A 22,533-nucleotide genomic window follows, 5' to 3' on the forward strand; every position below is an offset into this window, starting at 1 on the left:
ATTTTGATTGCGTGCGTACAATAAACTAACCATGGTCAGCGGTGATGAAATAATGGAGTTCTCCGACAGTAATATGACAACGGCCGCGATTCCCATGACGTACTCGCGGGTGGCTGCTCGGGCCTTGGGGCTCGGTGAGCGCCAACTGGATAGGCTCATGTTTGGTTCGGGGGTGTTAGGGCGCGATTTGCTTCGCGATGATCGGTATCTCAACGGTCGGCAGCAGGTGCAAATTTTGAGTAATGCCCTGGACATCTCTGGGGACGAGGCGTTTGGTCTGTATTATGGCAAGCAGATTACGCCATCTACCCATGGACCGATGGGTTTTTTGGTGAACAGCAGTCCGACGCTCTTAGAGGCGCTGGAGAGCTTTCGCGATTATTTGCCCTTGCGTATGAACCTGACCGCCATATCTGTATGTAAAACCGAGGACTGGCTGGAGTGTCGTCTTGGCGTAAGCCATGGAGTGACACAGAAAGTTTATCGATTGTTTATAGAAACCCTTAGCTTGGGCTTGCTTGCGATCACAGAGTCGATATTAGGACGCCCTTTGTCGGAGGGGGGCTTGTGGCTAAGCTATCCGCCACCTAGCTACCGCGAGAAATATTACAGTGCCTATCCCTGCGTGGTAAATTTTTCAGCGAAGGAAAATCTGCTGCGGATTCCAGCTGCACTAGCTAATACAGTTAACGCCTCCTCAGACTCTCGTAATTACGAGCTTGCCTTGGATCAATGCCGACAGCTACTGCGGCAGATGACACCAGATGAGCATAACGTTGTTAGCCAAGTGCGCAGATTATTGCTGTCTAGCCCGAATCATCAGCTGGTGGAGGCCGATGTTGCAGCAGCCCTGTTTGTCAGTAAGCGGACCTTGGCAAGGCGCTTGGCGCAAGAAGGCGTAGGTTTTCGTGAGGTGCGCGATCAGGTGCTGTCATCATTGGCCGAGGGCTATTTGCTGAACACCCAGTTGAGTGTCGATGTTGTGGCGACTTTGCTCAATTATCACGATGCGTCTAATTTTCGCCGCGCGTTTAAGCGCTGGTACGGTGTATCGCCCGATACCTTTCGTAAGCGAGGTAAATAACGCTCTCCAATAAAAGGGTTTGTGGCTGTGTCAGAATATCGCTTGGCGATTTACTGGATGACGTGGCGCTATTCGCTTTAAGGCAATAATTGAGTTGTGAATCAATATGATAAGAGCTTGATTTATTGAGGAAAATAAGCATACATTTAGCTTGGATATTGTTACTATATGAATGGTTAAAATTTAGGTTTATTTTATTCGTTCTGGCTGTGATTAAAGAGGTCTGTGATGGCAAAGGTGGCAAGCTCAAAAGGATACGACGAGGCACTTTCAGGTGACCTGCAGGTTTCTGATGAAGATGCGAAGATTAGGTTGGGATTTTTGATTCATGACGCCGCGCGTTTGCGCCGTATTGTGATTGATGAAATTTTTAAGCCGCTGCGCGTTACTCGCTCACAGGCATGGGCGCTAGCCTATCTGTCGCGCCGCGATGGCTTAACCCAGTCAGACCTTGCTGATGATATGAACTTAGGCAAAGTCACTTTGAGCGGTTTGATTGATCGCTTGGAAGATGTCGGTATGGTTGAGCGCCGCGCAGACCCTGGTGATCGTCGCATTAAGCGTATCTTCATCACCAAGGAAGGTCGTCGTGTAATCAAGGAAATGCGTATTCTTACCTTGGACTGTAATAAGCAGATGCTCGATGAGATTAGCCACGAAGAAGTTGTGCAGGTGGTTGATGTCCTGCGCAAGTTGAATCGTAATATCAAAACCATGAAAGCCAATATGGCAATCAAAGACAAGTAGCGTTTGTTTTCGGCGCTGGGCCTCTCTGGCCGCCGCTTCGGTGGCCAGCTCGCTCTGTGCTCGCGTTAAGTTTCCCTCTGCTGTCGACGGCGGCGCATTTTGCGTGTTCTCCGTTTGCCCCTCTGTAACCCTGCAACACCCAGATACTTAAAGAATGCTTTTCTCGTGCCGTGGCGTTTAGCCTGCGGTCTAGTCTTGTCCCTGATGCCTCATTTGCGTGTAGAAATTTTAAGCCCTAGTGTTGACAGAAATCTAAAATAAAAATACAGTGCGTTTACACGGTTTGTTTTGTCTTGGTTTGCCAAGGCCTCAAGCACAATAATTAAAAGGGCATATTCCAATGGATGTTCCATTTCTTTATCGCCAGCTCAGTTACGTTGCGCTGAATGTAAGCGATTTGTCCCGTTCAACCAGTTTTTACTCAGATCTACTTGGTCTTGAGCTTAGCGCCGAGCAGGTCGGTGAAAGTTCGGCCTTGCGTTGCGACAGTCATGCGGCAAGCTTGCTCTTGTATCAGGCCGATGAGCCAGGCCTGCGTCGGGTGGCATTCCAGTTGGCGTCCAGTGCCGATCTTGCCGCGGCGGCCACGCACTTTGAAGCTCGCGGTTATGAAATTTGGCCTATACCCAGCGAAGAGTTGCCATTTTTGCGCGTCGCCGGTGGCTTTCGTCTTTATGAACCCACAACGCGGGTGACCTTTGAGTATTTTGCGTCGGTAATGGATTTAGGTAAGGCGTATCAGCCAACCGTTGCCAATATTCAGCGGCTAGGTCATGTGGTATTGCGGGTGGTCGACTTAGATGGCTGCTGGGAAGTATTAGAGCGGGATTTTGGTTTGCTAAGTTCCGACTTTGTTGAAGACAAGGCTGTGTGGGCGCGTTGCTATCCCAATCCCTTTCATCACAGCCTTGCGCTAGTAAAGAGCCCTGAGAACGGCCTGCATCACGTTAACTTTATGGTTACCGAGATTGATGATATTGGCCGCGCCAGAAATCGTCTGATGGATGCCGGTGTCGATATTGTTTTTGGCCCTGGCCGACATAAGCCCTCGGGCAGTGTGTTTCTCTACTTCCTCGATCCCGATGGTATGACCGCCGAGTTTAGCTTTGGTATGGAAGAGTTCCCCGCAGAAAACGCGCGGGAGCCCCGGATGTTAGAGAACTCCTCAACCACTATGGATTTGTGGGGTGGTAAACCGAAGCCAACGTTTTCAAGCGCTGGCGTTATTGCTGGCAAGGATCGCTAAGCATGGTCGCGCAATCTTTAGTGGGCAAACTTGCGGTTATCACCGGCGCTTGCAGTGATATTGGCAAGGCCATCGCCAGCTCCTTTTTAGAGGCTGGTGCTGACCTCGTTTTGGCCGATCTAGATGCCCAAAAATTGGCAGACCTCAAGGCCGACCTCGTTGCGCAGGCTAGCGCAGAACAGCGTATTGCCGTAAATGCTGGTGACTTGTCACTTCAAGCCGATGCCGAGGCCCTGATTCGTCTTGCTGAGGAGTTGGGCGGTGCGGCGATACTGGTCAACAACGCTGGCGGCGGCATAATTAAGTCGTTTTTAGATCACACGCCAGAGACGCTTACCCAAACAGTGAACCGCAATTTGTGGACGGCGCTATGGTGCTGCTGGGCGGTATTGCCGGGCATGAAGGCGCGGGGCTTTGGCCGCATTATTAATATTGGTGCAGATTCTGTGCGCAATGGGCTGGCTGATCACGCTGCCTACAATGCTGCCAAAGGTGGCGTTCACGGTATGACAACAGGTTTGGCGCGGGAGTTTGCAAGGGACAATATCACCGTAAATACGGTTGCGCCCTGTGCAGTACAAACCGCTGCATTGGCGCACTTTCTTGATAACGATCCCAATACAGCCGAAAAATTTCTTAATGTTATTCCCATGGGGCGCGCGGCGAAAACGAATGAGGTTGCCTCAATGGTGCGCTACCTCGCCGGTGACGATGCCGCGTTTGTAACAGGCCAAGTGATTAGCGTTAACGGTGGCTCGACAATGCTGTGAGCATTTGTTGGTCAGCTTGTAAGCGATCCGCAGAGCTGACGCCCCAGATTAATTAGGAGAACAATAATGAATAGCGATGTTATTGCTAAAGATGAACAGCAAAGTGTGGAGTGGGCCTTTATTTGCAAAATTGCCGATTTGCCACGTAATGATATTGGTACTGCCAAGCATCCTGGCGGTCGTTTAGATTTAGCGATTTATCAGCTCGACGGTGAGATCTATGTGACCTCGGACCGCTGTACCCACGGCGCAGCTTCTTTAAGTGAAGAGGGTGAGCAGCAGGGCCATATTGTGGAATGTGCTTGGCATAACGGTCGATTTGATGTGCGCACTGGCGAGGCCTTAACCATGCCTTGCCGCACGCCGCTGCCGTTTTTTGATGCTAAGGTAATCGACGGTGATATCTATATTAATCCCAAGCCTAAGCGTTTTAAAAAACCTGAATAGGCACGCTTAATCGTTATTCAAAAATAAGTAATTTAAATTATTCGGCGGAGAAAAACATGAGCGAAACGAATCCTGAGATGGGCAAACGCGCAGAACTACGTAGTGGCTACGGCGCAAATTACCTAGAGGCCGGCGACAAGAGTAAGCCCTGTGTGATACTGCTGCACGGCTCAGGCCCCGGCGTCACTGGCTATGCCAACTGGCGCTTATTACTGCCTGAATTGCAAAATGATTTTTATGTCTTGGCGCCAGATGTGGTGGGCTTTGGTTACACCGATCACCCCAAAAATTTTGAATATAATATGGATAACTGGTTGGTCTTTGTCTGTGAATTTATGGATGCCGTTGGCGTGAGCAAGGCGCATTTTGTGGGCAATTCCTTTGGCGGCGCGCTCAGCTTAGCGATGGCGGCGCGTCACCCCGAGCGGGTCGAGCGTTTTGTGATGATGGGTGCGGCGGGAATTCACTTCGAAATTACCGAAGGTCTGCGTTTGGTGTGGGGCTATAAGCCTTCGGTCGAAGCGATGGCAGAGTTGATGTCGGTATTTGCCTATAACAAAAATTTAGTAAGTCATGAAATTATAAAATCGCGGTACGAGGCTAGTATTCGCCCTGGCTACCAAGATGCCTACGAACAGTTATTTCCTGAGCCTATGCAAGAAAAGCTAAATGGCTTGTGTATACCTGAAGACGAAATCCGCTTGATTAATCACGAGGCGCTCGTCGTTCACGGCCGCGAAGACGTCATTGTGCCAATGGAAAATTCTATCAAGGCGCATCGTCTATTGAAAAATTCTGAACTTCATACCTTTAGCCAGTGTGGTCACTGGACTCAGGTGGAAAAGCCCCGCGCCTTTGCCGATCTAGTGCGAAATTTTTTAATGCGAGTTTGATCTTTATATAGGGTTTTAAAATATGTCATTAAAACAGCGTGCCGCGATTATTGGGTCTGGGAATATTGGCACCGATCTATTGATTAAAATGTCTCGTTCCGAGTGGCTGGAACCAGTGTGGATGGTCGGTATAGACCCAGCTTCAGAAGGTTTACAGCGTGCTGCGGCGATGGGTGTTAACACCACTGCTGAGGGTGTAGAGGGGTTGGTAGCAGCGGTGAAGCGCGACGGTATTACCATTGCCTTCGACGCGACCTCGGCCTACGCTCATGCCGAAAACAGCCGCAAGTTGACTGAGCTGGGGGTGACGATGATTGATTTAACGCCCGCAGCCATCGGCCCATTCTGTATTCCGCCAGTCAACCTCGCTTCCCTCGCGGGCAGCGACTTAAAGAATGTGAATATGGTGACCTGCGGTGGCCAGGCAACGATCCCAATGGTGGCGGCGGTGTCGCGGGTGCAAGCGGTAAGCTACGCCGAGATTATTGCCACGGTGGCGTCAAAATCAATTGGCCCGGGAACCCGAATGAATATTGACGAGTTTACTCGGACTACCGCCAGCGCAATAGAAAAGGTTGGCGGCGCTGCCAAGGGCAAGGCCATTATCGTCGTTAATCCCGCTGAGCCGCCACTGATGATGCGAGATACCGTGCATTGTTTGGTGGAAGGTGAGGCTAAGCAACAAGAGATTGTTGAATCAGTACACGCCATGGTGGCTGAAGTTCAAAAATACGTGCCCGGCTATAAATTAGTAAACGGTCCGGTATTTGACGGAAAAAAGGTCACGATCTTTTTGGAAGTGGAAGGCCTTGGCGACTTCCTGCCCAAATACGCGGGTAATTTAGACATTATGACGGCGGCGGCACTGCGCACTGGCGAAATGTTGGTACAGCAAGGTGCGTCCGGTGCGAAAGAGGGCGGAGAATAATATGGAATCATCAGTAGCAGTAAAGCTCCACGACATGAGTCTTCGCGACGGCATGCACTCTAAGCAGCACCAGATTAGTCTAGAGGAAATGGTCGCCGTGTCTACCGCCCTAGACGCTGCCGGTATGCCCCTTATTGAAGTGACCCACGGCGACGGCCTTGGCGGCGCATCCTTGAACTATGGTTTTCCGGCGCACAGTGACGAAGAATACCTCAACGCGGTGGTGCCCAAGATGAAGCAGGCCAAGGTATCGGCCCTGCTACTGCCGGGCATTGGTACTGTAGATCACCTGCGCATGGCAATTAACTGTGGTGTGAGCACAATTCGTGTTGCCACCCACTGCACTGAGGCTGATGTGAGTCAGCAACATATTCAGTTTGCCGCTGAGCAGGGCTTAGACACCGTTGGCTTTTTGATGATGGCTCATATGGTGAGCGCCGAGCATTTGCTCGCGCAAGCCAAGCTCATGGTCAGCTACGGCGCCAACTGTATTTATTGCACTGACTCAGCGGGCTATATGTTACCTGCCGAAGTCAGCCTCAAAATTAAAACCCTGCGCGAAGCGCTGCCCGCCAATGTCGAGATTGGCTTTCATGGTCACCACAATATGGCGATGGGTGTTGCTAATTCTATTGCTGCGATCGAAGCTGGTGCCAGCCGTATTGATGGCTCGGTGGCAGGTCTTGGTGCAGGCGCGGGCAATACGCCTTTAGAAGTATTGGTTGCCGTGATGCATCGTATGGGAATGGCGACCGGCATTGATTTATACAAAATTATGGATGTTGCCGAAGACTTGATTGTACCGATGATGGATCAGCCCATCCGCATTGATCGTGACTCGCTCACGCTTGGCTACGCTGGTGTGTACAGCTCCTTCTTATTATTTGCTAAACGCGCGGAGCAACGCTATGGCATTTCAGCTCGCGATGTATTGGTCGAATTAGGGCGGCGCGGCACCGTGGGTGGTCAAGAAGACATGATAGAAGATCTCGCCTTAACAATGGCGAGAGAGCGAGGCATTTTGACTGGAGCGGCGTCATGAGCGGTGCGCAGTCGCCGCTGATGCTTGCTGATCAGCAGCGGATGTTGCGCATGGCGGCACGGGCACTGAGTCGCGCAGGTTTGGTACACGCTTTTGGACACTGTAGCTTTAGAGAAAATGACGATTACTTTTGGGTGTGTCCAGCTATGCCCATGGGCTGTATTCCCGCCGGGGCTGAGAATCAGCGAGTGCCGGTGCGAGGGCCGCTGCCTGAAGGTGTGCTTGGCGAAGTACGTATTCACCAAAACCTATACGCCTCAAGGCCTGAAGTAAATGCGGTCGGTCGCATTATGCCGCCAGCGATCATGGCACTGTCTACTCAGGGTTTAACGCCGCGCTGTCGCCATGGTTTGAGCGCCTATTTTGGCAATGATATTCCGCTGTGGCGCGATCCGCGGCTGCTGCGCAATGACGAGGCTGCAAAGGCCTTGGTTGAACTTATGGCCAAACGACCCGCTCTCGTAATGCGGGGCAATGGCGCGGTGATTGCGGCAGCATCTTTAGAAGAAATGCTGAGCTACGCGTGGTTTCTTGAAGACACTGCACGCTTGGAACTGCAAGTTCGCGCTGCCAATTTCGCGCCTGAGCAGGGTTGTTTGGATCAAGATGAGATACGCGATCGCCACGTCACTACCGGTAATGTATTTGGTCGTATGTGGCAGTACCTCACCTTAGAAGATCCGGAGTATGTCGCTTAGCGAATAAGCGGCGTGAAGTATAAATTTAACGCTTACACAAACATAACAAGAGGCTGAAGTGTGATGAATGATCCGCTAATTATAGATGATATGGAGCGTGGCCAATTCAAAGTGGCTCGGCGCAGTTTTACTAGTCAAGAGATCTTCGAACAAGAGCGCGATAAAATTTTTCAGAATTGCTGGCTGTATCTTGGTCATGAGTCTGAGTTGCTTGAACCGGGCGATTTTGTTAGCCGCACGGTAGCAAATCAAAACCTGTTGTTTGTGCGTGGTCGCGACAATGAAATCCGCGCTTTCTTTAATGTTTGCCCTCACCGCGGCGCCACGGTTTGCCGCGAGAAAAAAGGCAAGGCCAAAAGTTTTCAGTGCATGTATCACGGCTGGGTATTTAAAAATACCGGCGAGATCGCCCACCTTTCTGGCGAGCCCGCTTACGCCAAAGATTTTAAAGACGAGGGCAATTGCAATTTGCGCTCGCTGCCGCGTTTAGATCAGTACGCCGGCTTCTATTTTATAAGCTTTAAGCAAGATATTGAGCCGCTGCCAGATTATTTAGCGGGCGCCAAGGACTACCTCGATATTGTTGCCAATCAATCAACCGCAGGCATGGAAATTGTCGGGGGTACTCAAGAGTACTCGATTCGCGCTAATTGGAAGTTACTGGTGGAAAACAGTGTTGATGGCTATCACGCTGAGACCACCCACGCGACCTATCTCGATTATTTGATGAACACCAATGGTAGTTTGTCGGCAACCAAGCTGGCGGGCAAGGGCTACGACTTGGGCAATGGCCATGCCGTTATCGAATACAGCGCACCCTGGGGGCGTCCTATCGCTCAGTGGATTCCGATGTGGGGCGAAAAGGGCAAGCAAGAATTAGATCAGGTATACGCCGAACTGGTTGAACGTCTTGGCGAAGACAAAGCTAAGCAAATGGCGACCCTTAATCGCAATATGATTATTTTCCCCAACCTCGTTATCAACGACATTATGGCGATCACGGTGCGCACGTTTTACCCAACCGCGCCTGACGAAATGATGATTAATGCCTTTGCACTTGGGGTAGCAGACGAAAGTGAATGGCGCCGCGAGTATCGCCTGTCTAATTTCTTGGAATTTATCGGCCCCGGCGGTTTTGCAACCCCTGACGATGTTGAGGCCTTGGAACATTGCCAGCGCGGTTTCCAAGCTGCGGCCAATGCGCCGTGGAATGATATCTCTAAGGGCATGAAAGCCAAGCAAGCGTCTTTTGACGACGAGTTGCAAATGCGCGCTTTCTGGCGGGAGTGGAATCGCCGGATTAGCACAATCGAGGAGGGTAGCAGCCATGAATAATATTGCATCCCAAGAAAATTTAATGCGCTTTTTTCAAGTGCAACAATTTCTAAATTACGAGGCGAGTCTGTTGGATAGCTGGCAGCTCGATACCTGGTTTGAACTGTTTACTGAAGACGGCGCTTACTTTGTGCCGCCTACCGACGTATCCGCTGAAGAAGCCGATCCGGCCAAGCATTTGTACTATATTGCCGACAACCACGCGCGCTTAAAAGAGCGGGTCATTCGCCTAGAGAAGAAAACCTGTCACGCCGAATTTCCGCGCTCTAAGGTTCAGCATTTGGTTAGTAATATTTTGCTTCTCGGCGAAGATGAGCAGGGTCGCATTTTGGCGTCTGCGGCGTTTGTTATTTATCGCACTAAGAATGGCCAAACCGACATGTTTGTGGGTAATTATCGCTATGTGCTGGATGAGCGTGACGGCAATTTGAAGATCGCGCGCAAGGTCTGCAATCTGGCCTTAGATGGACTTAGACCTCAAGCCAAGATCAGTATTATTTTGTAATCAGCCCGCATACTCATAAACGACAAGAAAAACGGAAGTGCATAATGGAACAGCAAGAATTAAAAAAAATAAGTGATGAGTTGTATCAGTCTCTGCGCACCGGCGTGGCGGTGTCGCCATTAACCGAGCGTTTCCCGGCAATCACTATTGATGATGCCTACAAAGTGTCACTGAATATGCTGGCAATGCGCGAGGCCGATGGCGAGCGCCTAATTGGCAAGAAAATTGGCGTCACCAGCGACGCAGTGCAAAACATGCTCAATGTTAGGCAGCCAGACTTTGGCTTTCTGACCGATAAAATGCAGTTTAGCGAACGTTTGTCCTTAACAGGCATGATCGCGCCCAAGGCCGAGGGCGAAATTGCCTTTCGTTTGAAAAGTGATTTAAAAGGACCGGGCGTTAGCGAAGCCGATGTATTGGCGGCTACCGATTATATTATGCCTTGCTTCGAAATCGTCGATTCCCGCATTGCTAACTGGGCAATCAAAATTCAAGACACCGTGGCCGATAATGCTTCCTGCGGAAGCTTTGTTGTTAGTGAAGCCCACAAAGTCGACCCTCGCGAGCTCGACCTCCCTGCGCTTGAGATGAAAGTGTATAAAAATGGCCAGCTGCTTAGCGAAGGTCTTGGCGCGGCGGCATTAGGCAACCCACTTAGCTGTGTGGCGTGGCTGGCCAATACTCTAGGTGAGTACGGTATTAGCTTGCTTGCTGGCGACATTATTTTATCAGGATCCTTGGTGCCACTAGAGCCGATAAAAGCAGGCGATGAAATGTCGCTGGAAATTTCGGGGGTCGGTTCGCTGGCGGTTGTTTTTGAGTAAAGGAGAATAATAATGAATATGCAGGAAAATATTGCGCTTTGGGAAAAGGCCGCCAAGGCGATTGATTGGTTCCATTCACCTACTATTACTCTCGATGACAGTCGGGCGCCGCTCTACCGTTGGTTTAGCGACGGCCAGTGTAATACCAGTTATAACTGCCTAGATCGGCATGTGGCTGCCGGTCGCGGTGATCAAACTGCACTGATTTACGACAGCCCAGTGACCGATTGTGTGGAGCACATTACTTACGCGCAATTGCTGAAGCGAGTAGAGCATTTTGCCGGGGCCCTGAAAGCCCTTGGCATAGAAAAAGGCGACCGCGTCGTTATCTATATGCCGATGGTGCCAGAGGCGGCAGTAGCGATGCAGGCTTGCGCGCGCATTGGCGCTGTTCACTCCGTGGTGTTTGGTGGCTTTGCCGCTAATGAATTGGCCTCGCGCATTGATGACTGCGAGGCCAAGCTGGTGATTTCGGCGTCTTGCGGCATTGAGCCAACTCGCTTAATTGCTTACAAACCGCTGTTAGACGAAGCTATTGAATACTGTAAGTATCCTCCGGAAAAGTGCATCATTCTACAGCGACCACAGTTGCAGGCGGATATGCAGGCTGGCCGGGATTTGGATTGGCACGAATGTGAGAGCACTGCCAAGCCTGCCGAATGTGCGGTGCTACAAGCCACTGATCCCCTGTATATTATTTACACCTCCGGCACCACCGGTAACCCCAAGGGCGTGATTCGCGACAACGGCAGTCATTTGGTTGCGATGGATTGGAGTCTGGAGAATATCTACGGCATCGATCCTGGTGATGTGTTTTGGGCGGCCTCTGATATTGGCTGGGTAGTGGGGCACTCCTATATAGTTTACGGCCCGCTTGTCCGCGGCGCGACAGCGCTGATGTTTGAAGGCAAGCCGGTGGGCACCCCAGATGCGTTTAGCTACTGGCGGCTGATTGAACGCCATAAAGTGAAGGCCATGTTTACCGCGCCGACGGCGATTCGCGCGATAAAACAGCAAGATCCAGAGGGTCACGGTCCAGAAGATTTCGACCTGTCGAGCTTGCAAAACTTGTTTTTGGCGGGGGAGCGAGCAGACCCAGACACTATTCAATGGGCCGAAAAACAACTCAATATTCCTGTTATCGATCATTGGTGGCAGACCGAATTAGGTTGGCCTGCAGTGGCAAATTGCGCTGGTCGTGGTCTATTCCCCGTTAAATACGGTTCATCGGGCAAATGTGTACCGGGTTTTGATGTAGTGGTACTCGACGAAGCGGGCGACACTTTGCCTGCAGGTGAGATGGGCGCGCTAGCGATTCGCCTGCCGCTGCCGCCTGGGACCTTGCCGAGCTTGTGGAAAAACGATCAGGGCTTTATCGATAAATATTTAAGTCGCTACCCCGGTTTCTACAATGCCGGTGACGCAGGTTATATCGACGAAGATGGTTATGTGTTCATTATGAGCCGCACCGACGACGTTATAAATGTTGCCGGTCATCGTCTTTCTACTGGGCGTATGGAAGAAGTGCTCGCCGCCCATCACGACGTGGCCGAGTGCGCGGTGTTTGGCGTGAATGATGCCATGAAGGGCCAAGTGCCGGTGGGCCTATTGGTACTGAACGCCGGTTTAGAGCGCAGCTCCGAGGATGTGGAAAAAGAGGCTGTTGCCATGGTGCGTGAGCAAATTGGTGCGGTGGCCTGCTTTAAGCGTGCGGTGGTTGTTAAGCGTTTACCAAAAACCCGGTCTGGCAAGATATTGCGCGCCACATTGCAAAAAATGGTTAATGGTGATGTTTTTAAAATACCCGCAACAATTGACGATCCGTTAATACTTGATGAAATCAGTGAATCGCTGGGCTTATCGGTTCCAGAGCATATTGATGATGATATACCTGAGTATTACTTACGCTCGGTGTTTATGTGATTAGTCGTTAGTGATCATCAATAAGCGTGAAACCCTCGTTCGCTGGCGAGGGTTTCTTGGTCTGAAGGTTTTACTTCGCTAGTGAAATATTATTGATGTGAAGTACTTGACATGGGGGGCAAATAGTAGAAAAATAGTTTCTTAGTAAATTACTTATAAACTATAAGGTCGGCGCGTAGTGTCGGAACGAGTAATTTGGTGTTGAGAAAAAGGTTTCTATTTGGTCTTTCGTCAAGCATTTACCCTTGCTGACGGTTTGGCTGCTTTGCATGTTGGAGTAGCCTTTTTTAATAAAAAAGTGGGTGTAGAGCTAGGGCTCATTGCTGGTTGCTAGCCTTTATTACTACTAAAAACAAAGTTTTATCATGGCTTGACGCCATTGTGACTTCCCCAATACCATGAGCTGTTTGCTAACGAACATCGAATTGGACAAGGGAGTAAATGGGTGAGAGGGATAGAACGATTGCGGTCGGTGGAGCGCACCACAGAGCCATTGGCAAAAGCACTACCAGAATTGCCTAAGCAGCAAACCATATTGGTGCGCTTGGTGAGAATTGCCGCCTACGGTCTTGGTGACTACTTTGGCGGTGTGTTTGATGAGCTAGGACTGACCGAGCACAGCTACCATGCTTTGTGTGTTTTGGTTGCTAGCGACAAGGGCCGTGCGTCACCTAGTGAATTAAGTGAATTGGTTGGCACCAGCCGTCCTAATATGTCCAAGGTTATCGTCACCTTAGAGAAGGCCGGTTATATCAGTCGTAAGGCTGGGAAATTAGATGGTCGTCGCAGTGTGGTTGAAATTACTAAGCTCGGCGAGCAAGTTGTTAGCAAAGCTACTCCCAGTGTTGCGGGCCCGGTAGCAAGTGCGTTTTCGGGGCTTGATGATAAAGAACAGGCTGAGTTAGATCGATTATTACGGAAGGCAATTGTGTCTTTTGATGAGGCCAAGTTTCGCTAAAAAAGGCTGAGCTTGGTGTTTTTACAGCAAGCGAGGTATATAGCGATGGATGAAAAAACTGCCTTTCGGCATGAATTAATTAGCGCATGGTGCGGTCCGGCATTTTTAGTGACCTTTATCGTTTTTTGGGGGATTATTGGTCAGAATTTGCCAAATCCCTCACCTGCTTTGACGGCTGAAGCCTTACACGCGCGGTATACCGAGAATCTTGGCTCAATTCGACTCGGTTTTATAGTTTCTCTTATTACCGTGGTTTTCTATTTGCCTTGGACGGCCCTGCTGAGCACTCAAATGGCGAGAGTTGAAGGCCGATTTCCAGTGATGGCTAATCTCCAGTTGCTCGGGGGTGGGCTCACTGTGATGGTCGTGTCGTTTAGTGCTTTCTTTTGGGTGGCCGCTGCGTTTCGTCCGGACCAAGATCCAGCAATCACAAGGATGCTCACGGATCTGGGGTGGTTGTGCATAGATTTGCAATATGCCTGTACGACATTGCAAATGATTGCTGCGGCGCTCGTTGGTTTGGCCGATAAACGTGAAGTACCGCTTTTCCCTCGCTGGGTATGTTACCTCACCATATGGTGTGGTCTTAGCTTTATACCTGCGAGCTTAACGGGTGTCGTAACAACGGGGCCTTTTGCTTGGGATGGCATGCTTAGCTACTACATCCCTTACGCATGCTGGCTTGGTTGGTTCACAATCGCGAGCACCTTTATGATTAAAGAAGTGCATCGTCGTATCAAGGCGAGTGAAAGCGCTGCGCTAGCCAGTCCTGAATTGTCACGAGCTTAATTAGTCCCTTTTAAGATCGCCTTTTGAATGGTTGTCGACATTCGTAGGTGATCTTTTTTTTGATTATAAGAAAAGGAGTTGGTGGTGAGTGTTTCTATTGAAGACGAAAGGGTGCCCGCGGTAGAAGAGGGCATTTTAATATTTATTTTTGCCGATATGTGCATGTTCGCCCTGTTTTTTGTTTCATACTTAATGGAGCGTAATGCAGATCTCGCTACATATATATCCTCTCAAGCGCAACTCAATCAAAATTTGGGAGCAATTAATACCCTCATACTCCTGCTTAGTTCTTGGTTTGTAGTGCTGGCTGTTAAAGCTCTGAAGAAAAATGCCCAGAAGGATTGCGCGCTATTTCTGGCGTCGGCTTTTTTTTGTGGTGTTATTTTTATTATCAATAAAGCAATGGAATACAACGCAAAGATTCAAGATGGTATTAGCATCTTGAGTAACGACTTTTTTATGTTTTATTACATTATTACCGGTATACATTTGCTTCATGTGGTTGGTGGTATGGTGGTTCTACTCGTGCTTTTTATTAACACAAGGCGAGGCAAGTACAGCGCTAATAACGTCGCGGCTGTTGAAGGCGGCGGTATTTACTGGCATATGGTTGATTTGTTGTGGGTTTTTATTTTTCCGTTAATCTATTTTTTGGGAGCGTGAATATGGCACAGCTTCGAGATAAAAAGAATTTGGTTGCCATGGCTCTGCTGCTGGCAACGATTGCGTCTTGGTTTACGTTCGAGGAATTTCACGGTTATGTCCTTGCTTCGGTGGTGATCATATTGATATCTACCCTTAAAGTTAAAGCTATTATGATGTCATTTATGGAAGTGAATGCCCTGCCAAATCCTTGGAAACACATGATGAATGGGTGGCTGGCCGTGGTCTGCTTGGCTATGTTGATAGCGGAGGTAATGTGATGAAATTTTTATAAGCATATGATTTGTTTATGAAATTTATAAAAATAGGTTAATTTCAATCGGCGTCTAAATCCCTTTGTGGTACTGAGAGGGAGCTCTTGGGGTCCAAGTGTTCTTGGTACGTAAAATCAGCAATATCTAATCTAGTGCTTGCAATAATATAGTTTCGTGGTAAATTATATTGAAATTGGTTAGTGTGCGAAAAGTAGTTTAGCGAAGTATTGATAACAATAATCTCGTTTGTTTGGTGAGGATTTGAACATGAGGAAGCTTGCGGCCCTTGTTGGGGTTTCATTGTTAAGTAGTGGTTTTTCCTACGCACAAGGTGCTGGGGCTGCGGAGATCGTCAAAAAGAAAAGCAGCAACAGGTTGCTAGAAGAAGTGACCGTGACCGCGCAGAAGCGCGAAGAAAACTCGCAAGATGTACCGATTAGTATCTCTGCTTTTAGCTCCGAAAAATTGGATGCCTTCGGTATAGAAAGTACTGCAGATTTAGCGCGTATTACACCCGGCTTAACCTTTACCTTTACTTATGGATACACGCTGATTTATTTGCGTGGTGTGGGTACCGATGCATTCTTGCCATCAGCGGATCCGAGTGTGGCAACTTATATAGATGGTATCAATATCCCGTCTAGCCAGGGTAAAAATGACACGCTAGGCCCAGTTGAGCGGGTGGAGGTTTTGAAAGGACCGCAAGGCACGTTGTTTGGTCGTAACTCCACCGGCGGTGCGATCAATATTGTTACTGCAAATCCACCAGAAGAGTTCGTAGGATCGCTTAATGCGGAATACGGTGTTTATGATCTAGATAGTCTCAACGAAACGGTGGATAAAAAGTCATATAGCGTATATGTGGGTAGCCCGCTTACTGAAGACGTTGGCTTTACCCTTGCTTACTTTGAAGAATTACCCATGATTATGGGTAAAAACACCACCAATGAAGGAGTTCCTGCTCCTGAGCGTAAAGACTTTACCAAAGGTGGCCGATTAAAATTACGATGGGATATAAGCGATACCTTTAGCGCTACGCTAATAGGGTCTTATATTCATCAGTTTAACGGGAACTCACTGATTAACGAAAATACCCGTCCGTCTGGCCTTGTTACTGGTGCCTATGAACCCGATACGGCTGATCGTAATTGGCACAATGACATTCAAGGTGGTAACGAAACTGAAAATACTATGTATGCTGCTGTTTTGGAATGGAGCCCTGGTCCTATAGATATGAAGTTTATTTATGCGGATAACGGTGTTGAACTTCCTTATGGTGCATATGATTATGATTCAACCGAAAATAACCAAGTAACGTTTTATTTTGTTGATGGCCAGTTTAATGAACAAAGGACTTATGAGCTCCAGTTTACGTCGAATTCAGAAACCCCTGGTAGTGATAAGTTTGAATGGGTGACGGGCTTATATAGGCTTGAGGCTGAAGGCGGGTTCGATAGTTTATACTTTACCGTTGGTCCGGGTGGCTTTGCGGAAAATATCTTACCGATTGATTCTTTGGTGGCTGCAGTTCCGCTCCTAAATGGCATATTGGCTGATCCTGCGTTAAATGTAACACTTGAGGCTGGCTCGGTTTTGTATACCGATTCAAATTCGGCATTCTTCCAAGGTACTTATACCTTTAATGAAGAATGGAATCTAACACTTGGTGCTCGTTATCAATCGGAAACACGTGGTGTTCGTGACGCGTTTCTGGATGCGGTTTTGCTGACCAGTGGTGAGCAGAGTGATCCGTATTATATCAGCGGCGGTGATCGGAAAAATAACCAGCGCATTAGTACCTTTAGCGTTCCCGATGTTAAAGAGGAGACGATGTCACCTCGGATTGCGGTGCAGTACTTGCCAACTGACTCGACCCAAATCTATGCCTCTGCATCGCAGGGTTTTAAAAGCCCTACCTATAACACAATTAACTTTTTCTCTGACCCAGATCTAGTGGGTAAAGAGACGGCGACCGCGGTTGAACTTGGTATTAAAACCGATTTGTTTGACGATACCTTACGTCTAAATGCGGCAATATTTAAAACCGACATAAAAGATGTGTTAACCGCGATTGTATCGTTAACCTCCGGGGGGATAGTACGCTTCCAAAATGCCGGTCGATCTGAAATCGAAGGCGCAGAGATGGATTTTCAGTGGCAGCCAATGTCAAACATCAACCCCGGCTTAGCATTAACGGGCTCGGTAACTTATTTAGATGCTAAGTATACCGAATACACTAATGGTGCTGGCTTTGACGATGATACGGGATTGTATTTTGGGCCAGATGGCCTTACCGGTAACACGGAGCGTGACTTCTCTGGTAATGATGTAGTGCGTACGCCTGATATCAGCTATACCTTTGCGGCGAACCAACGTATTGCCATGGGCAATGCCGGTGATCTCGAAATCGGCGTGGATTATTACTACAACGGCGGTTATAACACCACCCCGCAAAACTCGCCTTTCTTTGAACAGGAAGCATACGGTCTTTGGAATGCTCGTCTAAGTTATTTCTATGATCCCTATGGTCTTCAGCTAACTGCTTTTGTCAATAACGCCTTGGATGAAGAATACTTTGGCACGATACTGCAGCAAGACTTTGGGCGTACTGTGGTGTTGGCGCCACCGCGCTTGATGGGCATGCGCGTGAAATGGAATTTTGATCAGATGTTTTATTAATTGAGCTAAGGTAAGCCGACTTTTTGGCTTTGCTTGTTGAATGAAATAAATAGCGTTTAGGAGTTGAAAATGAAAATAAAATCTATAGTAGCACTAGTGGCGGTCGTAGCATCTTGCTTTCAAGCTGGCGCTTCCGTTGCACAGATTCCAGCCTTGCCGCTGATGGGTGGTTTAGATGGGGGTGGCATTCCTAGCTTAGAGGGCATCGTCAATGTGGCTGCGCTGCCAGGTGTAATTCCTGGGCTTCTTGAGGATGTGCCGCGCAGCTTGGGGCGAAATTCCGGTGCGCTTCCCGGTCTTATTGCGATGGGCAGCGAGCTAGAGCCTTTAGATACCCTTAATACGGTAATCGGCATTGGTAGCAGCTTGGGTACGGGTGCCTTGTTTAGTACGGTGCCGGTGTTAGAAGTGGCTGCAACTGATCCCATGAATATTGTCCCTTATCTTTTGGGTAATGGCACTATTCTCACTCAATCGGGTATTGTTGGAACACTGCCAGCCATCCCGCTTGTTACCTCACCATTAGGTTTAGGGCTTGGTTTGTAAATATCAGTGGCGATATAAGCCCGCAACGCGTGTACTCAAAAGGGTATGCGCTTTTTTGCGTTTATACAGCAAGACGTAGATCACCAATCACGGATTGCAGGTAATTTATATGATAGCGCCAATAATGAATAATAAGCGTTCGTCTTCCCCGCGTATCGACAAAAAAATATTTTGTGGTGTCTGTGAATCGTCCTGCGGTTTAGTGGCAACGATTAAAGATGACGATCTAATTAAGCTGCGCCCCGATCCTGACCACCCTAATTCAAAAGGTTTTGCTTGTTCTAAAGGTCTTGCCTTTGGTGCGGTTCGCGATGATAGCGATCGCGTATTGCATCCTTTAAAGAGAACCGATGATGGTTCTTTTGTTGCAGTCTCTTGGGAGCAGGCGCTAGACGAAATTGGCGAACGCTTAAATGCCATTATTAAAGTGCATGGCCGTGAATCTATTGGCTTGTATCAAGGCAATTCTGTTGCCTGGAACTTCGGTGCCTTTCTCAATTTGTTTGGCATGGCAGGGGCTCTAAAAACCAAGCATTTGTACAGTGCCGCCTCTATCGACATCAATGGCTATTGGCTGGTGAGCCAACTGCTTTATGGCAGTAATTTTTTAAACCCAGTGCCAGACATTGCCCGCACCGATTTTATGTTGTGCATTGGCGCTAATCCAGTGGTGTCCCATGGCAGTATGGCCAATATTGGCCGCTTCCGAGACACCATGCTTGGCGTAACAGCGCGGGGCGGTAGGGTGGTGGTTATTGACCCACGGCGGAGCGAAACCGCAGAACTTTTCGAGCATCTACCTATCCGACCCAATGGTGATGCGTGGTTGCTCGCGGCTATGTTAAAGGTTATTTTTGATGAAGGCTTAGCAGACCTCGCTGCATTGCAGCGCCAAACTTCGGGTTCTGAAATTATAACGGATTTGCTTGCGCCAGTTTCCTTGGCACAAGCCTCGGATGCAGCGGGAATCCCTGTTGCTGATATCCAGCAATTGGCGAGGGATTTTGCTGCTGCCCCTTCGGCCTGTGCTTACGGGCGCTGCGGTATGTCAATTGGGCCATTTGCCACCTTAAGCAAATATCTACTTGATGTGCTTAATATCGCCACCGGCAATTTAGATCGCGAGGGCGGCTGGTGTTTTGCTCGGCCATTTATTGACCTAGAAGCGCTGATGCATCAGTTGAAATCAACGGGCTATGATCGCTGGCGCACTCGGGTGGATGGCTTTCCAGAAGTGGCAGGCACGGCGCCGGTGGTAAGTATTCCTCGCGAAATTACCACCCCAGGCAAAGGCCAGTTGCGGGCAATGATGGTCATTGGCGCGAATCCGGCCACCAGTAGCCCGGCTGCTGGGGAGTTGCGAGATGCCTTTAAACAGCTCGATTTACTCATTTCCCAAGATATCTATATTACTGAAACCAGCCGTATGGCGGATTATATTTTACCGCCAACTACGTGGTTAGAGCGCGAAGGCTTTCCTATTTTTACCCAATCGCATTCTGGTGTACCCCACGCTCAGTGGGTGGGCCCTACTTTAAAAGCGCGAGGCGATGTTCGCGATGACGCGTGGATTATGGATGAAATATCTAAGCGCATTGGTATTGTGCCGGCAGATTTTCCCGGTGCTCAGCTATTGGGTAAATTAGGGCTTAGACCCAGTCCCTCATTTTTAATGGATGTGGGCTTGCGCACTGGGCCAGAGGGAGATTGGTTTGGTTTGCGGCCCTCAGGCTTAAGTCGCAAAAAGCTATTGAATAATGACGGTGCAATTAAATTGGCCAACGGCCTGCCAACCGGTGTTCTCAATAAAAGGATGTTTACCAAAGATAAAAAAGTGAATCTCGATCATGCGGTATTTAGAACAGAGATGGCGCGCTTATTGGCGAGCTCTTTTGCGCAGGATGAAAACTATCCGTTAAGTCTTATTAGTCAGCGGGAGCTGCGTTCGCAAAATACCTGGCTGCACAATATTTCCAAATTGGTAGTGGCCGACCGTGTTCAGCGTTTGCGTATTCACCCCACGGACGCCGCGCGCTATGGTATCGAAGAGGGCGATCCAGTCGAAATAAGTTCACCTTATGGGCAAATTCGGGTGCCAGAAGCGCGTATTAGCGACGAGATGATGCCCGGTAGCTTGGCGCTCCCTCATGGCTGGGGTCACGAGGGCGGCTGGCAGCGCGCAGTTGCGGTGGGCGGTGCTGGCTATAATCAACTTACCACTAATCGTGCAGACTCGGCAGACTTGCCCAGTGGCAATGCCACGGTTAATGGGATTAGCGTGCGCATTCGTTCTCTGCGCGATGTGGTGGAGATGGCGTCATGAGCTATGTTATTACCGCGCCCTGTGTGGCAGATTATTCCTGCATTGAAGTGTGTCCTGTGGACTGTATCAGTCCCATGCCGGATGATTCTGGGTTTGACGCAGCAACGCAGCTCTATATCAATCCTGTGCTGTGTGTTGATTGCGATGCTTGTAGAGAGGCTTGCCCAGTAAACGCGATATTCGCCGAAGACCAGCTCCCAGAAAAATGGCTGGATTATATCGGCATTAACGCCGCGCACTTTCAATCCCATACCCAAGCCGTTGCGGAGCTTCGTCATGATAAGTGAACGCCCCCTACGCATCGCTATTGTGGGCAGCGGCCCAGCGGGAATGTATTCCGCAGGGCATTTATTGGAAGGCCCTGGCGGCACCTTTATTAATGGTGGCTTAAACCAAATTGTTCGGCGCCCCGTTGAGGTGGACGTGCTTGAACGGCTGCCTACCCCTTGGGGCTTAATTCGCTCTGGCGTTGCGCCGGATCACCCCGATAAAAAGCGCATGGCGGCGATTTACGACAGTATTGCTAGGCGCCAGGGCTTTCGGTTTATTGGTAATGTGCAGGTGGGTAGGGATGTTAGTCCCGCAGATTTAAGCCAGTGGTACGACGGCGTTATTTACGCCGTGGGCGCAGACGATGAGCGTCGCTTGGGTGTTACGGGTGAAGATCTGCGCGGCAGTGATTCAGCTCGGGCGTTTGTGAGCTGGTATAACGGCCACCCCGACTTTAGTGATTTACAGTTTGATTTGCGTTGCGAGCGCGCGGTGCTGGTTGGCAATGGCAATGTGGCGATGGACGTGGCCAGAATTTTATTTTCGCCCATTAGCACTTTGCATAATACCGATATTGCCAGCTATGCGCTGGACGCACTTGGCAAAAGTCAGCTCAAGGAAATTGTCATTCTTGGCCGTCGCGGGCCGGAGCACGCCGCATTTAACTATCCCGAGTTAATGGAGCTTGGTGAGCTTGCCGATACCGCGATAAGTGTTGAGGGCACTGATTTATCCTTGACTCCAGAAAACGCGGACTATGAAACCCAATTAAAAGTGAATGCCTTAGCCAAGCTGTGCAAAGAAAAATCTCAGGGTAGCCGTAGAATTGTATTTCGCTTTAATGCCGCGCCAACCGCTATTGTTGGCGAGGGGCAAGTTGCACAAATTAAGGTTGTAGATAGGCGTGATCAGTCTGAGCAGGCGTTAAACGCCGGCTTGGTGCTGGCGGCGATTGGCTATCGCGGTTTGGCAATTGATGGCCTGCCTTTTGATGACGTGCGAGGTGTTATCCCCAGTCGTGACTCGCGCATTGTTGATAATGGCATTGCGATTGCTGGCGCTTATGTAACGGGTTGGATTAAGCGCGGTCCTAAAGGCATTATTGGCAGCAATAAAAAATGCGCGCGTGATGCTGTGGCGGCGGTGATGGCCGATGCCGACAGTAATGTATTGCCTATGGAAGGAACGCTGTCTGCGGCGCAAGTACTTGAGGCAATCAATGCGCGGGTGAGTGTCACGCTTGGTTTTTCTGGCTGGCAGAAAATAGACAGGCAGGAGCAGTCTGATGGCCGAGCACAAGGCCGCCCCCGCCTTAAAATGACGGCGACCGGCGCTATGCTTGGTTTAGTCACTGCGGGCTAGGATAACCTGCGACGACGGGCTTTTAAGGTGTTTATAAACGCTATATAGCCCGCCATTCCTCGACCGATGTCCGTTCCTATTCAGAGCTTAAGCTTATCTGGCTTGTAGGTGTTTATACCTAGCTTGCCGCTACAAATTCGTCTTGTGATCCTTAGCTTTATGTTAAATGATGGCACTTTGAAAAACTTTGGCCCTAAAAAGGGTGATCGATGTTCGTGTGGAGTGTTATTTCCATATTGCAGCACCA

22 protein-coding genes are annotated in these 22,533 nt (G+C 49.3%); all 22 read left to right on the plus strand.

Translation table 11 applies throughout. The features are described from left to right. Positions 1-31: 31 nt before the first annotated feature. The 22 genes from AZF00_RS03835 to AZF00_RS03940 all read left to right on the plus strand — a co-directional run bounded on the left by AZF00_RS03835 (position 32) and on the right by AZF00_RS03940 (position 22,286). A complete protein-coding gene (locus AZF00_RS03835) occupies positions 32-1,084 on the plus strand; it encodes an AraC family transcriptional regulator (protein ID WP_008246037.1) in 1,053 nt (350 codons plus the stop codon). A gap of 228 nt (positions 1,085-1,312) precedes the next feature. Further along, positions 1,313-1,831 carry a MarR family winged helix-turn-helix transcriptional regulator gene (locus AZF00_RS03840; protein ID WP_008246038.1) on the plus strand — a complete coding sequence of 173 codons (519 nt, stop codon included), beginning with the start codon at positions 1,313-1,315 and terminating at the stop codon, positions 1,829-1,831. Between the two features lie 340 nt (positions 1,832-2,171). Continuing rightward, entirely contained in the window at positions 2,172-3,077 is a 906-nt protein-coding gene (locus tag AZF00_RS03845) for a VOC family protein (protein ID WP_008246039.1), read from the plus strand. Positions 3,078-3,079: 2 nt separating this feature from the next. After that, positions 3,080-3,847: an SDR family oxidoreductase gene (locus AZF00_RS03850; protein WP_008246040.1), complete on the plus strand. Its 768-nt coding sequence runs from the start codon at positions 3,080-3,082 to the stop codon at positions 3,845-3,847. Between the two features lie 66 nt (positions 3,848-3,913). Next, on the plus strand, positions 3,914-4,294 hold the full coding sequence (locus AZF00_RS03855; protein ID WP_008246041.1) for a non-heme iron oxygenase ferredoxin subunit: 381 nt from the start codon (positions 3,914-3,916) through the stop codon (positions 4,292-4,294). A 56-nt stretch (positions 4,295-4,350) separates the two neighbouring features. Further along, positions 4,351-5,187, plus strand: a complete 837-nt coding sequence (locus tag AZF00_RS03860; protein WP_008246042.1) for an alpha/beta fold hydrolase — start codon at positions 4,351-4,353, stop codon at positions 5,185-5,187. A gap of 22 nt (positions 5,188-5,209) precedes the next feature. After that, positions 5,210-6,115 (plus strand): acetaldehyde dehydrogenase (acetylating), encoded by a 906-nt coding sequence (locus tag AZF00_RS03865; RefSeq protein ID WP_008246044.1) that lies wholly within the window; start codon positions 5,210-5,212, stop codon positions 6,113-6,115. 1 nt (position 6,116) lies between these two features. Continuing rightward, the gene (gene dmpG / locus AZF00_RS03870) at positions 6,117-7,157 is read left to right on the plus strand and encodes a 4-hydroxy-2-oxovalerate aldolase (protein WP_008246045.1); all 1,041 of its coding nucleotides are present in this window, start codon (positions 6,117-6,119) and stop codon (positions 7,155-7,157) included. Further along, on the plus strand, positions 7,154-7,855 hold the full coding sequence (locus AZF00_RS03875; protein ID WP_008246046.1) for a class II aldolase/adducin family protein: 702 nt from the start codon (positions 7,154-7,156) through the stop codon (positions 7,853-7,855). Before dmpG ends, AZF00_RS03875 begins: the two co-directional genes overlap by 4 nt. Positions 7,856-7,918: 63 nt before the next feature. Beyond that, positions 7,919-9,190, plus strand: a complete 1,272-nt coding sequence (locus tag AZF00_RS03880; protein WP_008246047.1) for an aromatic ring-hydroxylating oxygenase subunit alpha — start codon at positions 7,919-7,921, stop codon at positions 9,188-9,190. Beyond that, on the plus strand, positions 9,183-9,695 hold the full coding sequence (locus AZF00_RS03885) for an aromatic-ring-hydroxylating dioxygenase subunit beta (protein WP_062383209.1): 513 nt from the start codon (positions 9,183-9,185) through the stop codon (positions 9,693-9,695). The genes AZF00_RS03880 and AZF00_RS03885 overlap by 8 nt, the downstream gene beginning before the upstream one ends. Positions 9,696-9,739: 44 nt before the next feature. Beyond that, positions 9,740-10,519, plus strand: coding sequence for a fumarylacetoacetate hydrolase family protein (locus AZF00_RS03890; RefSeq protein WP_008246049.1), 780 nt, complete (start codon positions 9,740-9,742; stop codon positions 10,517-10,519). 12 nt (positions 10,520-10,531) lie between these two features. Continuing rightward, positions 10,532-12,442 (plus strand): AMP-binding protein, encoded by a 1,911-nt coding sequence (locus AZF00_RS03895; RefSeq protein WP_008246051.1) that lies wholly within the window; start codon positions 10,532-10,534, stop codon positions 12,440-12,442. A gap of 445 nt (positions 12,443-12,887) precedes the next feature. After that, positions 12,888-13,400 (plus strand): MarR family winged helix-turn-helix transcriptional regulator, encoded by a 513-nt coding sequence (locus AZF00_RS03900; protein WP_197465712.1) that lies wholly within the window; start codon positions 12,888-12,890, stop codon positions 13,398-13,400. Positions 13,401-13,445: 45 nt separating this feature from the next. Further along, positions 13,446-14,189, plus strand: a complete 744-nt coding sequence (locus tag AZF00_RS03905; protein ID WP_008246055.1) for a hypothetical protein — start codon at positions 13,446-13,448, stop codon at positions 14,187-14,189. A gap of 84 nt (positions 14,190-14,273) precedes the next feature. Then, entirely contained in the window at positions 14,274-14,852 is a 579-nt protein-coding gene (locus AZF00_RS03910; RefSeq protein WP_008246057.1) for a cytochrome c oxidase subunit 3, read from the plus strand. Between the two features lie 2 nt (positions 14,853-14,854). Next, positions 14,855-15,112 carry a hypothetical protein gene (locus tag AZF00_RS03915; protein WP_008246058.1) on the plus strand — a complete coding sequence of 86 codons (258 nt, stop codon included), beginning with the start codon at positions 14,855-14,857 and terminating at the stop codon, positions 15,110-15,112. Positions 15,113-15,373: 261 nt separating this feature from the next. Further along, on the plus strand, positions 15,374-17,785 hold the full coding sequence (locus AZF00_RS03920) for a TonB-dependent receptor (RefSeq protein WP_008246062.1): 2,412 nt from the start codon (positions 15,374-15,376) through the stop codon (positions 17,783-17,785). A gap of 69 nt (positions 17,786-17,854) precedes the next feature. Further along, entirely contained in the window at positions 17,855-18,331 is a 477-nt protein-coding gene (locus tag AZF00_RS03925; protein ID WP_008246063.1) for a hypothetical protein, read from the plus strand. Positions 18,332-18,455: 124 nt separating this feature from the next. Further along, complete coding sequence (locus tag AZF00_RS03930; RefSeq protein WP_040802398.1) at positions 18,456-20,654, plus strand: molybdopterin-containing oxidoreductase family protein; 2,199 nt, start codon at positions 18,456-18,458, stop codon at positions 20,652-20,654. Continuing rightward, positions 20,651-20,941 carry a 4Fe-4S dicluster domain-containing protein gene (locus tag AZF00_RS03935; protein ID WP_008246067.1) on the plus strand — a complete coding sequence of 97 codons (291 nt, stop codon included), beginning with the start codon at positions 20,651-20,653 and terminating at the stop codon, positions 20,939-20,941. Before AZF00_RS03930 ends, AZF00_RS03935 begins: the two co-directional genes overlap by 4 nt. Further along, a complete protein-coding gene (locus AZF00_RS03940) occupies positions 20,931-22,286 on the plus strand; it encodes an FAD-dependent oxidoreductase (protein WP_008246069.1) in 1,356 nt (451 codons plus the stop codon). Before AZF00_RS03935 ends, AZF00_RS03940 begins: the two co-directional genes overlap by 11 nt. Positions 22,287-22,533: the final 247 nt, after the last annotated feature.

Source organism: Zhongshania aliphaticivorans (assembly GCF_001586255.1).
Lineage (GTDB): Bacteria > Pseudomonadota > Gammaproteobacteria > Pseudomonadales > Spongiibacteraceae > Spongiibacter > Spongiibacter aliphaticivorans.